Here is a 14,872-nt window from a genome sequence, read left to right on the forward strand (position 1 = left end):
CGCCAGATTGTTTTCTTGAGCCAACCGAATGATTTTGTTTACGGTTTTCTTTGAGGCACCGCAGCTATATGCGATGTTCTGTTGGCTGAATCCTAATACGTGCAGGCGTAGGATTTCGCGATAGTGAGTCATAGAAATAACCTCCATAAAAATGAATTTACACCGAATGGTGTATAACTCCATTATAGGTCGAATTGGTTTCCATGACCGGAATCGCGGTTTCCAATTTTCCGGTAGGCCGGTTTCCTAAAGCCGGGCTGATGGTGTAGTTTGGACCATATTATTCAATCCTTGCGCATCTTTCATAAATTTGCACTCTTACTTATCATATTAATGCTCAGCAGTACGTTACTTCAATTTATACTTTTCGATAAATTTGTTATGTCAAATCTTGATGATCTAATATTATCTATCAATGAACGGGCTGCAAAAAATTTTGCCGTACAACTTTCTTCCACCTTGGAAAATATTGAATATACCTTAAAAAAAGCTGCAAATACCCCTGCTATTTGGCAAAATCAAAAAGAATTAGATCTCATGAATGAGATAACACCAAACATAACCGTCATGGCAGTTTTAGATTTACAGGGGAATTTCATAAGAATTAGTGGAATACCCGATCTCCCCACTGTCAATCTAGCAAAACGAGATTTTTTTCAGGCAGCCCTTCAAGGTAAAACCTCCATTACCGACGTCTATATCAATACGGCTGGTTATCAAATCATCGCCATCGCAACACCTATTTTGCAAGAGGGCATAATTACAGGTGTGCTGATCGGTTCAATTCGTATCCATGAAAATAGTTTTCCCTTGGTTTTTGACAATACGATTTTTGGTCGTGATGGTTATATATCCGTTATTGACAAACAGGGTACTATTCTTTATCATCATCTAGCAGAACGAATCGGACAAAAATCATCTATATTTTCAATAATTTCAGATCAAAATGGTGCACTAATTCATACCAACCCGTTCGGGCAAGAAAATTACGTAGGTTATAGCAAGGTTCCAACATTAGACTGGCTGGTTACCGTCAATCTTCCTACTTCTGAATTAACTGGATTTCGTCAATTATTATTTTATCAAAATATGATATCAGCTATTATTATCACAATTATATTGATCACGATTGCAATCTATACAATTCGTCGGGTCACGGACCCTATTGAGCGTTTAATTTCAGCATTCGCATTAATCCGGCAGGGAAAATATAAAGGAATCAATACAACGGACTATGCCGGTGAATTTCATGAAATGATTCATGCCTATAATTCAACGATATCTATACTGCAAAAATTGCATATTTCACTAAAAGAAAAATCGGAACTAGACAGTTTAACCAAAGCATATAATCGCCGTGCTTTTGACAGGTTAGCTAAAAAACTGGATCAAGAAATCCAATCCCATGCAGTAGACCAAGTTGTTGTAATGATTTTAGATCTTGATTTTTTCAAAGAACTAAATAACTCGCAGGGGCATTCAAGCGGAGATGATACCTTGCAAAATTTCACTGAGCTATGCCAAGCTGTAGCCGGAATTAAGTCCGTCTTTCGTTTTGGTGGTGATGAATTTACGATTATTCTACGAAATGTCTCTCTAACAGAGGCTCAGCATATTGCCGAAGAAATTCGGGCACTGTGCCAAAAAGCACTAGCTCCATGTACAACTAGTATTGGAATTGCAAGCTATCCTGAAAATGCTGCTACAATAAGAAATTTACTACTCGCAGCCGATAAAGCCTTGTACATCAGCAAAAAAAATAGAAACAGCATTACCATGGCTGATACACAAGCTTGATGATTATTAATCTCCATGCAACTACCCCAGCTTGATATAACAAAAGCTAATCTCCTCCATATTCATATCAATACTTCAAAAAACTTTATCATTAGCATCCATATAAATTCATGAATTCCCCAGCAATCACATCAATGCTTTTTATAGTTTCATTATGTATTTATGTGTTTTTATGTACCATAGTCGACTAATCTACTGTTTAACTTATAATTGCAATTTAACAAAAAATAATATATTATAATTTAGTGAATAGAAATAATGATTAAAGCTCTGAAAGATTTTTTCTTTTTAAAATTTTTGTATTATATATGGGCAAACTTGTTGAAAAACAAGGGCGCAAAACTATGGGTCTAAAGAAGTATTCCATGACTGCCAGGTTGCATAAGCGAATCGTGTATAAAATATACCGATATCCTATGTACTGGCAGTATTTTTTTTGTAAGAACAAAATAAATGTATACGAAAAAAATCGGTGAGCGATGTACGCACATTTAAAATGTAAAAATATTAACTGTAGAAATGGTTGTTAAATATGATTGAATTCTATCTTTCTTTTAATTTTAAAGAAGGCGGTGACAAGCATCCGCCCAAAATCGCTAATACAATACGAAAATGTCTGTTTGACAATCAGATTATAACATCTGGAAGACAGTTTCATCTTTACGTAGATGCAGAAAGACATAATCTTGACAAGAATAAAAATTGTCAAACCAAAGGATGCTTAACTAAATCAGTTCGCATGAACTTCTTATGTAAAGTTGATACAGCTCCTGATTTGCCTCCTTATGAATTAACTCTTCTCAATTTATTACTAGAACCTGCTTTTAAAATTTTAAGCAAACAATGTGGACTGGATAATTTTAAAATAAGGAAAATATAATCAAAATTTATCCGATGTAATACACCTATTGAAATATGAGGATGTTCAGGGGGGTTATCATTCACCCAGAGATAGTTGATAGTGTTCGGCTTATCCGATCATCTGATTCCCTCAAATAGAAATTTTTTCATCTGCTCGCTTCTCGTTATCATGAATCCAACTAAAAAGCTCTTGTCGTTCACAAATAAATACGAAACCCAATAATCCAAACGCTGCTATTCCACATAAAGGAAATCCCCAGACTCCGCCTAGATATTCCATCGCAGTTCCTGCATAAAAATTCCCCACAGGCGTAGATCCCTGATTAAGAAAAGAATATACACTCATGACCCTGCCACGATGTTCACCATCAGCATTTAATTGAAAAATCGAATTTCCCATATTCATAAAAGCTAAATTCAAAAAACCGATACAGGCAATACAAAGAAAGGCTGCATTATAATCTGCAACAAAGACCATAAAAATTTGCAAAAGTGCGGTTGTACATAAACAAAACAGAAAAAATCTTTTTCCTACCCCTTTTTCGGCACGAAAAGCCATAAAAACTGCACCAATAAATGCACCAATTCCAGCTGCGCTCATCAAGCCAGTATAAGCCTCCGCCCCCATACCTAGTACACTTTTGGCAAAGACAGGAATAATAACTGCATTATTCATCGCAAAGGTACAAATAATTGCCATAAACATTATATTGATCATCAATGCTTTACTCTGCTTAATATAACATAAACCTTCTTTAACTTCTTGGATAACCTTTTGTTTTTCCCGTATAACTTGCTGTGGTGAAACCTCAATATAAAACAAACTTAATAATACCGCAAAAAAGCTAATGGCGTTGATCGAAAAACAATACACGGTTCCAAAGTTCACCATCACAATTCCCGATAAAGCAGGCCCAATAATCTTTGCTAAATTCACAACTGTCGAGTTGAGTGACACGGCATTCATAATATCTCCCCTGCCAACAAGTTCAATAAAAAAAGACTGGCGTGCTGGCATATCAAAGGTTTGTGTCAGTCCTAAAAAAATGCTAAGCAGCAGAATATGCCAATATTGGAGCATATCAAAATAAGCTAAAAGAGTTAAAACAATCGCTTGAATCATCAAAGCAGATTGCGTCATCAATAAAATATTTCGTTTTGAAAAACGATCGACCAGAGCCCCCGCAAATAAAGTAAAAAGAAGGATCGGTGTAAATTGACAAACCCCGACCATACCTACCATAAAAGGTGAATTCGTCATCGTATAGACAAGCCAGACCTGTGCTGTCCGCTGCATCCAAGTACCAATCAGGGAGATGCATTGTCCAAACCAAAAATAGCGGAATTCTTTATGCTTCAAAGAAGAAAAAACTCTTTGCAGAATTGGAATTAATTTATTTTTTAGCAAGCAGGATGCTCCTTTCTGGTATCTCTTTTCAGATTACGAATATATCTGTATTGAAGTGTAACAAAAAATATATGTATTTGCATGAAAAGTCTTTCAGATTCACGTAGAATTGCGTTTACGGGATGACGTAAAAATAACCTGAGCTCTATTTTCTATAGAGCTCAGGTCTTTCGTCGCCTCAAAAAAAGCTGTGTGGAACTGCACTGAAATTCGTCGCGAACCAGTTAATCGTTCATATTGATTTGCTTATTGCATTTCTCTATGAGTTTGGTCCACCTGTTGCACGGCACGATTTTTTCCATCTCGCAATCGCTGTCCACCTCCAGGTCCACCCCAGCTTTCCTTGAATGACGTGCCCCAAGACATTATTTTATCCACCGGCGGCACATTAAAATAACTTGCTCCCATCAATACTAGTATAAATACAAGTGCTAATATGGACTCGATATTCCATATTTTTTTCTGCCTGCCTAATAACAGATATCTCCACAAAACGGAACGATTATACCAAGCATGCAGTAAAGCTACTACTAAGAAACCCAAAGACAAAATCGTATGCAACCGAATATATTCCGTCTTAGAAATTCCCGCCAATGTCCACTGTAACTCACGAGCTACCCTGCTCGGCGGTACTATATACAATACCAGACCAGTCAACACCATAAAAATAAACAAATACAAAGTCAATAGAGAAACAAGCTGTCGTGAAGATATTCCTTTAAACATGTTATCTACCTCCCCTTCGTATGATTTAAGAACCATTAAAAATCTATTCTATCTTTTCCAAATATTTCACACACCTGTAAATAATAAACCACCAGCATAATTCTGGCAGCTTATATATTTTTATTCACTTGTACCATTAATGCGCCTTTGTAGAACAGGTGCTTAAAACTACTTTTTTATCATATGTGCTGTTATAATGGTGTAACTATAAGAATTTACTGTAATGATGCAATTATCTATATTCACATACCAATTTTTACCTTTTTTATTTGTAATCGAACTAGCCTTCTGTATCTTTTCTTTGCACCAATTGACGACTTCATCTGTTTCTAACGAAAGATTTCTTTTGATGCGTACAACTCCCAAATCGGTTGTATGCAGCTTATTTAAATTTAAAAGCAATTCATTTGCAGTAATAATATTCAACTCCCCGATCGTATTTTTGCAAAGTTCATGGATTTTGAACAGCCTTTTCCCTATTATATCAACTTTTTGCCATTCTTTCATGCCGTAATATAATGGCATGAAAAAAACCGTCTAAAACGGTAAGCGGGTTCTTTTCAAATCAATAATTTAGAGGAGAGCAAACTCAACCACACATCAACTGTTTCTTTGTTTATAGTATAATACAAAAATATAATTTACAGCAATATTTAACTTTTTATCCTGCGATTCAAACTAATATTGCTACACGATATAGTGGGAGATGAAAAAATTATTCGGAGAAAAGTAAATTATAGTGGTGTATTTCATCTTCTTTTCAATAAGATTGCATATAATAAATTTAAAGCGATATGGCTTAGAAGGAATATGTTTCTAAAATCAAGGAGGTCCTTATCCAGATGAAAGGATTTAAACAGTTACAAGCTAAGCAAAAACTGACGCTTTTAATTACTGTATTTATTTTTTCTATTATCGGTGTATCGATAACAGGAAATTTGGCTGTAAAGCAAGGTAATGCTCGAATGGATCAACTTTTCACCATAAATATGAAGCAAATGCAATCCGCTTATAAAAGCAAGGTATTATTACATGAAACTGTAGAAGATGTATATAGTTTAATGCTTACGACCGAAGACAGCGAAAATCAAAGAATCAAAAAGGATCTCATTGTAAAAAGAAAAGAGCTGGATGAAAATTTTTCAGCCTATGAGCAGCTATCATTAACAGCAACACAAATTAACGAAATGAACGCTTTGAAAGATGCTTTGCAGCAACTCCGCACTGCTGACAATCATATAATAGACCTGGCAACACAAAACAAGAAACAAGAATCATATGCGTTATATCAGAAAGAAACAGTACCTTTATTTAAGAACGTTCTGTCCGCTTTGGATAAGATTGCAAACGATTCTAATCAAGCTGCCACGGAAATGAATGAACTTGGCAAGACCGAAATGGTTAAATCTGTATGGACATCTATTATAATCACCTTAATTGCCACTTTATTAGGTGTAAATTGGTATATTAACTCTTAAATCAATAAGACTAATAATGCCGTGTTTCTTCGCAGAGACACGGGTTTTATTATTTTCATTAAAAGGTGTAAGTAACCCAGATTTCCCTCCTATATTTGGTAGATTTAGAAACAATTTTGGTGTATAATCACAGCACAGGTTTCATTTTGTGTTTATGCTGACCGTATCATCCGTTTTTATAAGCTCAAAAGAAAGGAGGGAGCATTTTGAAACGAAAACCGTTTTTATTAAAAAAATTTTTCAAAGCAGAACCGTTTTTCATACTGAATAACATTTCTGCTTATGTTGCCTATATTGATGCCAATACTTTGCGCTATAAATTTGTTAATAATGCATTTATTAAAGCTTATAATATCTCAAGAGAACAAATTATAGGTAAACATATGAATGAAATACTTTCAGAAAAGAACTATCAAAATGCTATCAAATACATTTCAATCGTAAAAAAAGGAAAAATTGCCACATATGAATATTACTTTAATATGCATATTGGCAAGCGTTGGATTAAGGTAGAATATATACCTGAATTTGACATAAATAAAAAAGTTTGTTCTTTTATTGTTCTTGGATCTGATATTACCGATCGCAAAATAGCCGAAGAAAAATTGCAAAAAAGCGAAGCTCGTTACCGTTTTATGGTTGAGACTGCCAATGAAGGAATTCTAATTACTAGGCACGATTTGAAAATTATATTTGTTAATAATAAATTAGCATCTATGCTTGGCTATGAAATCAAAGAATTGATGGGACAACGTTTTAAAGATTTATTATTTGAAGAACATTTGGAAGATCTGAAAAGAAAAATATTGGAAAGAATACAAGGAAAAGATGCAACCTATGATCAATATTTACGAAAAAAAGATGGTTCTAAACATTGGGTAACTATTTCTGTAAAAGCAATGATGGATAACAAAAATAATTATATGGGCTCCTTTATCATGCTGACCGATATTCATGCGAGAAAAGTGCTTGAAGAACAATTAAAAGCCGCCATAAAAAAGCTTGAAGTATTAAGTAATGTTGATGGATTGACCGATCTGGCAAATCGACGATATTTTGATAATACAGTATCTTTAGAATACGATAAATTAGCAAAACATGGAGAGCTATTATCTTTTATTATGATTGATATTGATTTTTTCAAGGGGTTAAATGACTATTATGGACATCTGGTTGGAGACGATTGCCTGAAACAAGTTGCAAAGGCTTTAGCTGGGAGTGTTTCCGATCCCACCCAGCTCATTGCGCGCTATGGCGGTGAGGAATTTATTTGTATGTTACCAAAAACAAATGAGAAGGACGCCGAAACCCTTGCTGAAAAAATGCGAATTGCAGTTGAAAAGCTTCATATCTCTAACAAAGGGTCTAAAATCTCAACATATCTTACTGTCAGTCTAGGCGTTGTAACTATGCAGTGTTCCCCTGAACAAGAAGTAATAGAACTTATTAATCATGCAGATAAGGCACTTTATCGTGCGAAATCTACCGGACGTAATAGAGTTTGCACATAAATTTATATAATCCATACACGTGAATATGAAATCTAATACTTGCCTATTTACTAGCAAAATACACAATTATAAAGCAAAAAAGGGCTGATGCACATAATAAAACATGTGCATCAGCCCTTTTTAAAACTATAAACTTAAAATTAGAAACGTATAGCTTTTTATTTTTTGTTATTACACGTTTTGCATGTGATTATCTTTAAAGTCCGACCCATATTTCAGTCCAAACCCTAATGTACGATCCAATGAAATATGAGCGATCCATATGGTAGCAATCATCATGAAGGTCTGCTGTGCTGTATATAGACCATACACTAGCAAAATCACAGGCAATACATACGTGTGTCCAATATTGTATATATATGCACCTAAAGTTTTATCTACAAAATAGCCAATCATAAAAATATCAGGCGCTAATAATAATACTGCAAATACTATCCAATTAAACTGGCAAAAAGAATACCAATAGATACTACTTATTAAAATAACAGCATTTTCAGCTCTCAGAATAAATTTTATCATCATCACACCATCCCTTGACTTTACTATAAGTACTTTTATTTAGAACGATTATTTAAAATCCACTTGCTTCCATTAAATTTTTCATAAATTCAGGTACGATTGTAGACAATAACAACATAAGTGTTAAAACAATTAGTACTATAGTAAAGATCCATGCAACAATATTATACCATCCCGAATTTTTATACTGACCCATAATCGTTTGGTTATTAGCAATGAGTACCATAAAAATCAGAATAGGTGGTAATAATACCCCATTAACAACCTGGGATACTAACATGACATCCGTCAAGGATATATGGGGCCACAAAGCAATCCCTGCGCCTAATAAAATAATCACGGTATATACGCCAAAAAAAACAGGTGCTTCTTTTGGCTTTTTACTTACACCACTTTCGAACCCAAATGCTTCACAAACAGCATAGGCACTACTCAAGGGCAATATAAATGCTGCAAGCATGGAAGCTCCCAATAAACCAAAAGAAAACAACATACTTGCATATTTTCCAGCCAAAGGTTCCAGTGCCATTGCCGCATCTTTTACCGATTCAATTTCAATATGATTAATATTTAAAGCAGCCGCTGTAGCTACAATTACAAAAAATGCAATCAGCCAAGTAAAAAATGCCCCCAGCATAACATCCCAAAAAATATATTTATAATCTTTAACAGTTATTCCTTTATCAACCACTGCAGCCTGTATATAAAATTGTCCCCATGGGGTGATCGTTGTACCAATAATACCAATAGCCATCATAAGAAAAGCTGCATCGCTATGAAATGTAGGAGTAAAGGAAGTCATGAGAACTTCTTCCCACGGAGGGTTTATAATAATTCCCGATATAATATAACTTAGAAAAGTAGCACACAACACAAAAAATACTTTTTCAATTCGAGAATAATTGCCTTTAAGAACTGCCCACCAAACCATAAAGGCCATAAGCGGTACTGCAATAATTTTACTGACACCAAACATTTCAAAACTGGCAGCAATACCAGAAAATTCCGAAGCAGTCGTCCCCACATTCGCAATCATTAATACAATCATAGCAAAAAAAGTCCATTTTACACCAAAGGATTCACGAATCAAATCGGATAAACCGCGCCCGGTAATCGCGCCGGTTCGTGCTGAAATTTCTTGCGCCATAGCAAGACAAATCGAACTAACTAAAAGTGTAAATAATAAATCATAGCCATAGGTTGCCCCTGCCGAGGCATATGTGGCAATACCACCAGCATCATTATCAGCAAAAGCAGTAACAACGCCTGGTCCCATGACTGCAAAAAATAAACTCAAACGTATGCGCATATTTTTCATTTTCTACCTCCCCACTTACGAAGGGTAAACCAAGAGTGCATATCGATTTTTCCTTGTTCCGGCAGCAAAAAATCAAGAACATCATCTACCGTAACAATGCCTAAAATAATACCCTGCTCATCAATTACTGGCACAGCCAATAATCCATATTTATTGATAACCTGTGCGATAATTTCATGACCATCATCAAGCTGTACAGTCTGCAGCTTCATATGCATTAAATCGCGCAGTATTTTATTTGGCGCTGCAATAATCAATTCTCGCAAAGACAATATGCCCTGTAAGATTCCAATATTATCTACTACATAAAGATAATAGATTGTTTCGGCTTCCGGTGCCAATTCTCTAAGCCGATTGATAACCTCTTGTGCCGTAAGTTCTGCAGAAAATGCAATAAATTCAGTTGTCATCAACGCACCAGCAGTACCTTCCTCGTACTGCATAAGTTCACGCACGCCCTCCGCATCATCGACTTTCATCAGATTGAGTAGTTCTTCCGATTTTTCTACTGTCATTTCTACTAGAATATCGGCGGCTTCATCTGGCGGCATTTCTTCTAATAAATCAGATGCCCGCTGTTGATCCATTTGTTCAATAATTTCTACTTGTGCATCTAAATCCATTTCGCCCAAAGTATCAACTGCTTGTTGATCATTTAAAGTCTCAATAAAACCAGCACGCGTTTTATAATCCATTTCCTCTAGTAAATCCGCAATATCTGCCGGATGAAGCTGACTGATTTGTTGTTTTTCACGATTCAATTGAAGATAGGCATTCCAATTTTCTAAAGGATTCACATATTGTAAATCCAATAAATTATTTTTACAACCAGCGACTAAGAATTCTAGTCCAAGGCGACGGAACAATCCTTTTATCCCAATATCAACAGCAACTAATGTCATATATTCAATATTTTCCTGCATGACCCATGACAAAATAACATCATTAACACGAACAAGTTTTGATCCTTTTAAATCAATGATTTGCTTGTCCAGCAGCCATTTACTAATATAAATATCCGTTTCATGCAATACGATCGTTTTTTCTATTGCAAAGTTTTCTTTTAGCCGTATTTCTCGATACGTACAAGATTCTATCTGATCTATAGCAATTAATTGATGTTCTCTTGATTTATATTTAATTCCGATGATTTGTGGATAAGAATTCTCCCACTGTACAGCCATATCTTTGATTTTGCCTATCTTTCGATTACTTTTATCATAGATGGGCTTTCCTAATAAGCGACTAAAGCAAAATTCTCCTAAAACTTGTACCTCTACCATAGTAGAATACCTCCTTTTATCCACGAAAAGCGGATTATGTAAAATGCCCCCCTGCGTAAATTAAATAGTTTGAGTGACATACTTTCATCATCACTCAAACTATTTAATGATATCTGCTTTCAAAACATTGACCCATAGCATAGATTTTATCAAAAAAGCAACAACATATTCTACTACAACAGTGCACCCTTTGCTTATAAAAGTTCGTTACTAAACCCCAACCTGACCGACAGTAGTCGGAAGATTTTGCACCAGTCCCGCAAGCTTCCGACTAGCTGATGCAAATTTATACACTTTTTCCTCATATAACAATTATAGTTCATACTTAGCTGATTTTACAACTCCTAATTATTATGGTTAATCACCAATAAGTTAAAAGCATCAAGGAAAAAGCGTTAATCGAGATAATTCTCGATTTTTATGTATAGCTAATATCAGTATTTTTGTTGCATATCTTATTCTACCTCAACTATTTTTTGCTTGGAGGCTTTGTTCAGTCTTCCATTTAACAACTAATTTTTATCGTTGTTTTGTCAACTTGCAGCATAATTTGATTCATTCTTGTCTTCTATCGGAGAAATCGTTTTGGCAGTCTGTTTTTTTGCAGTAAGTATGTTTTTATATAAATAACCTTCACGAATGCCCGATTTGCTAACCACAATTGTTGTGCTTTTAAAATATCTACTCAGCGTATGTAAAATAATCAGTCCCGGTACAATTGTTTCAATGCGTCCTGGCACTGTTTTTAATAAAACCTTCAATGTTTCACTCGAAAGAAGTTCATTTTCTTCATCATTCTCTAAAAGTTTAATCATTTTTTTCATGTTAGACACTTTAATTTCAGCTGTATCCATCGACAAATTGAATAAAGATATATTGATTCTTCCGGTTGCACGAATCAGCCCACCCACACCACAAATAAAGGTTTGTGGTCTCGAAGCAAAATCAGTAATTTGTGCCAGTTCCGCTAAAACCGCATTTTTAATCATTTTTTGTTCTTTTTTATTTGGCAGCAAATATTGAACATACTGTTCATAAGCATTAAGTGAACCTATCGACAGACTTATGGAATTAACGATACGTCCATTTTCATACAAAACCAATTCTGTACTCGCTCCACCGATATCAAGGAGCAAGCCGTTTTGAGTCTGCATAGCATGTGTTGCTCCGAAAAGATCAAGTGCTGTCTCTTCCGTCCCCGAAAGAACAGTAACGCTTACACCTGTTTTTTGCATAATTTGTGCAATAACCATTGCACTATTTGAAATATTTCGCAAAGCCGTCGTAGCAAAGGCTGATATATTCGTAATATGAAATGTCTCCAATAAAACTTTAAATGAAGAAATTGCCTGACAAGTTTTATCAATTCCAGCTTGCAGCATTTTTTCTTTTTTAATATAGGAAGCCAACCCAGAAGGATGCTTTTTATTCAATAAGGCTGTTACTTGACCGTTATCTATTTTATATATTGCCAAACGGATAGAATTTGAGCCAATATTAATAATTCCCTGAACCATATCAAATCACTCCATCAATCTATATTTTCTACAACTAAATTATCATGTAAGATAATGAAGCTTCACGCGTATACACAAAATTCCTATATCTATTATAATATAATTCAAGCAAACTTATGTTAATTTACGGTTAAGTTATCTGCTATTAAAAAAATCAGATAGCTACCTGTTCTGTAGAGAAAAAGATCCCTCAATTATTAAGCCCCTAAATCAATTTGGCGTCTTGCCATCCTCTTTTGATTCAGAAACTTAATAATTGAGGGATCTAACTTTAAATTATTATTCTGCTTTTTGTCTAGTACCTTCATCTGCTGGATCTATTATCTGTTTTAATTTTTCAAGCTCATTTTTTAAATGATTGTATTCTTTCTGTTTTTCGGATATCTTTTTTTCTAAATCATTTTTCACTTTATATTTTGTTTCAGAATCGATTTTTCCCTTAAGCTTTTCTATTTTCAAGTCTATTTTTTCAGTCTTTTTATTTTTATTGCCAATATCTTTTAAGACTTTTACAATTTCCGCTCTTCTGTTTTTAGCTGCTTTTATTTCTGGTTTATTTTTTTCTATATATTTAAGATATTCCATAATTTTTTTCGTTAACTTTTTTGCTTTTTGAATACTATCTAAAGCTTTATTTGCATCCGTATCTTCTATAATAATTTTCATGCTATTTTGGATGTCCGTCATTATTGATTTATATTGATGAGCAAAATCAATAATTTCAGGTTCTAAATTAGCAGCGTTATTATCTGCTGCTAATTTCATGTTTCTCTTATAAATATTCACAAGTTTTTGAGCATACGCTTTACTAATACCAAAAGTACGTGCCAATGTTTCAAGAGATGCACTTATTTTTTTATTGCCAGCCACTATACTTTCTTTTGATAAATTTTTCAGTCTTTCTTGTTCATGATATATGATTGCTGCTTTATCTTCTGTAGTCATTTCAGACTTTGCAAAATTTGCAATCAATGCAAGTTTTTTTTGATCATCATCCGTATCATTCAATTCTACAATAGTAGCAAAAATATCTTTTTTGGAATTCGTTGCATAACGTGTATTTCCATTGATAATACCATATATCGCGGTTTTTTTAGTGGATTTTCCTCTTTCTGCAACGGTCAATTCTCTAATTAAGATTGGCTGCAAGTGTCCTACCGGCTTAATAGTATGTTTTATATTTTCGATATCAGACTTATATTCTTCTTTTGATTTTTCTTTTTGATCTTCTCGTATGTTGCTTTCCTCGATAACATCTGGATCAATTAAATCCATTCTAATTTTTGTTGCTTTAATGTTTTTCATTTTAAAAATCTCCTTTTATTTTTTATATACTCAATTTATTTTCATTTACAAATATATATTATTTTTCGTATACTTAGTATACGTTTTAAAATTATTCTTATTATATAACGATTTTAGTTAAACCGCAATCATTTTAGCAAATAAAACTGCCAGCAGCCCATTTCACAGGGTTACTGGCAGTGTAAAACTTTTTTCTTATAGAATTTTGGGTATTAAAAAGCACAAGGGGAAGAAGTAATACACTTTCCGCATACTTCACTTCCCGTACTATTTGCTGTCGTTAAAGTTTCATCAAAATAAGAACTACCAAATTCTGTGTAAACAGCAGCATTTTCTTTTAACATCGTATAACATTTCGTACGATTATAACCTAGTTCAGTAAGAGCACCGACCGGGCAATTTTTAAGGCAAATTTTGCAGCTCCCATTTTTTTTATATAAACATAGTTCATTTACCATAGGTCTGTCTGGCACTATATCCAAATTGGTTACAATCGTGAAAAAACGACCACAGCAGCCACTTTTGGTAATCAACATATTATTTATACCAAATGTTCCAAGCCCTGCTATATAAGCAAAATGCCGATGTGACCAATTGCTTATAAGTTTTTCTGTACTAAATGTTGAAGATTCCTTAGAGATAGCGGCATTATAGCCTTTTGAATTTAAATATTCTATTATATGTTGGTTTAAATATTTAAACATGGCATTTGTCTCTTCATAGGCTAAAGCCCACTGAGATGATGCTAACCTATGCTTCGTACTATTTGTTTTAGCAAGTTCTTTCGTAAAGGGGATGTAATAGGCAAGAACAATAGAAGCATCGTTTAATATATCTGTTGGCAATTCATGCTGGGAACTTATTATATTTTTAAGATTTAAGATAAAGGGATGTTTTGCATCAGCAAACCCAACCAGTGGCTGACCCCATTTTGTTGATATTTCTGTTTTCGCTTCATAGTTTTTCACAAATGAGGAAATTTCTTCTTCTATTTGTCCCTTTAGAGTTTGGTGTTTGTCTGTCATATTTTATATCCTCCGCCTATTTAAATTTATAGTATAAGTTAATTTACTCTAGACGGAATCATTACCTATCGCAACCGGTTCCGTTTAAGAGCGGCTCGCTGTTGGAACATCATTTTCAAATAAA

General features: G+C 34.2%; 13 protein-coding genes and 1 riboswitch. Of the genes, 4 read left to right on the top strand and 9 right to left on the bottom strand.

Annotated elements, in window-relative coordinates:
• The first annotated feature begins 381 nt into the window (after window positions 1–381).
• Window positions 382–1,797: a sensor domain-containing diguanylate cyclase gene (locus F606_RS0114325; protein ID WP_169558428.1), complete on the top strand. Its 1,416-nt coding sequence runs from the start codon at window positions 382–384 to the stop codon at window positions 1,795–1,797.
• A gap of 301 nt (window positions 1,798–2,098) precedes the next feature.
• A riboswitch (cyclic di-GMP riboswitch) is annotated at window positions 2,099–2,182 on the top strand.
• A 147-nt stretch (window positions 2,183–2,329) separates the two neighbouring features.
• Window positions 2,330–2,677: a hypothetical protein gene (locus F606_RS0114330; protein WP_019554572.1), complete on the top strand. Its 348-nt coding sequence runs from the start codon at window positions 2,330–2,332 to the stop codon at window positions 2,675–2,677.
• A gap of 111 nt (window positions 2,678–2,788) precedes the next feature.
• Here F606_RS0114330 and F606_RS21220 read toward each other — a convergent pair whose 3' ends face one another.
• The 3 genes from F606_RS21220 to F606_RS0114345 all read right to left on the bottom strand — a co-directional run bounded on the left by F606_RS21220 (window position 2,789) and on the right by F606_RS0114345 (window position 5,299).
• A complete protein-coding gene (locus F606_RS21220) occupies window positions 2,789–4,066 on the bottom strand; it encodes an MFS transporter (RefSeq protein WP_019554573.1) in 1,278 nt (425 codons plus the stop codon).
• Window positions 4,067–4,312: 246 nt separating this feature from the next.
• Window positions 4,313–4,792, bottom strand: a complete 480-nt coding sequence (locus F606_RS0114340; protein ID WP_019554574.1) for a DUF4405 domain-containing protein — start codon at window positions 4,790–4,792, stop codon at window positions 4,313–4,315.
• Between the two features lie 168 nt (window positions 4,793–4,960).
• Window positions 4,961–5,299, bottom strand: a complete 339-nt coding sequence (locus F606_RS0114345) for a DUF3781 domain-containing protein (protein ID WP_083924055.1) — start codon at window positions 5,297–5,299, stop codon at window positions 4,961–4,963.
• 335 nt (window positions 5,300–5,634) lie between these two features.
• On the opposite strand from F606_RS0114345, the gene F606_RS0114350 reads away from it, so the two are divergent.
• Together F606_RS0114350 and F606_RS21225 are read left to right on the top strand one after the other, a co-directional pair.
• Entirely contained in the window at window positions 5,635–6,270 is a 636-nt protein-coding gene (locus tag F606_RS0114350; protein WP_019554576.1) for an MCP four helix bundle domain-containing protein, read from the top strand.
• Between the two features lie 206 nt (window positions 6,271–6,476).
• A complete protein-coding gene (locus F606_RS21225; protein WP_019554577.1) occupies window positions 6,477–7,781 on the top strand; it encodes a sensor domain-containing diguanylate cyclase in 1,305 nt (434 codons plus the stop codon).
• 171 nt (window positions 7,782–7,952) lie between these two features.
• On the opposite strand, the gene F606_RS0114360 is transcribed toward F606_RS21225, so the two are convergent.
• The 6 genes from F606_RS0114360 to F606_RS0114385 form a co-directional block, all read right to left on the bottom strand.
• Entirely contained in the window at window positions 7,953–8,303 is a 351-nt protein-coding gene (locus tag F606_RS0114360) for a DUF4260 domain-containing protein (protein WP_019554578.1), read from the bottom strand.
• A gap of 49 nt (window positions 8,304–8,352) precedes the next feature.
• Window positions 8,353–9,618, bottom strand: a complete 1,266-nt coding sequence (locus F606_RS0114365; protein ID WP_019554579.1) for an Nramp family divalent metal transporter — start codon at window positions 9,616–9,618, stop codon at window positions 8,353–8,355.
• A complete protein-coding gene (locus tag F606_RS0114370) occupies window positions 9,615–10,901 on the bottom strand; it encodes a magnesium transporter MgtE N-terminal domain-containing protein (protein ID WP_019554580.1) in 1,287 nt (428 codons plus the stop codon). The genes F606_RS0114365 and F606_RS0114370 overlap by 4 nt, the downstream gene beginning before the upstream one ends.
• A gap of 533 nt (window positions 10,902–11,434) precedes the next feature.
• On the bottom strand, window positions 11,435–12,418 hold the full coding sequence (locus F606_RS0114375) for a Ppx/GppA phosphatase family protein (RefSeq protein WP_019554581.1): 984 nt from the start codon (window positions 12,416–12,418) through the stop codon (window positions 11,435–11,437).
• Window positions 12,419–12,697: 279 nt separating this feature from the next.
• Window positions 12,698–13,723: a ParB N-terminal domain-containing protein gene (locus F606_RS0114380; RefSeq protein WP_019554582.1), complete on the bottom strand. Its 1,026-nt coding sequence runs from the start codon at window positions 13,721–13,723 to the stop codon at window positions 12,698–12,700.
• Between the two features lie 212 nt (window positions 13,724–13,935).
• Window positions 13,936–14,748, bottom strand: a complete 813-nt coding sequence (locus tag F606_RS0114385) for an epoxyqueuosine reductase (RefSeq protein WP_019554583.1) — start codon at window positions 14,746–14,748, stop codon at window positions 13,936–13,938.
• Between the last annotated feature and the right edge of the window lie 124 nt (window positions 14,749–14,872).

Origin of the sequence: Propionispira raffinosivorans DSM 20765 (assembly GCF_000381065.1) — a bacterium.
GTDB lineage: Bacteria > Bacillota > Negativicutes > Selenomonadales > Selenomonadaceae > Propionispira > Propionispira raffinosivorans.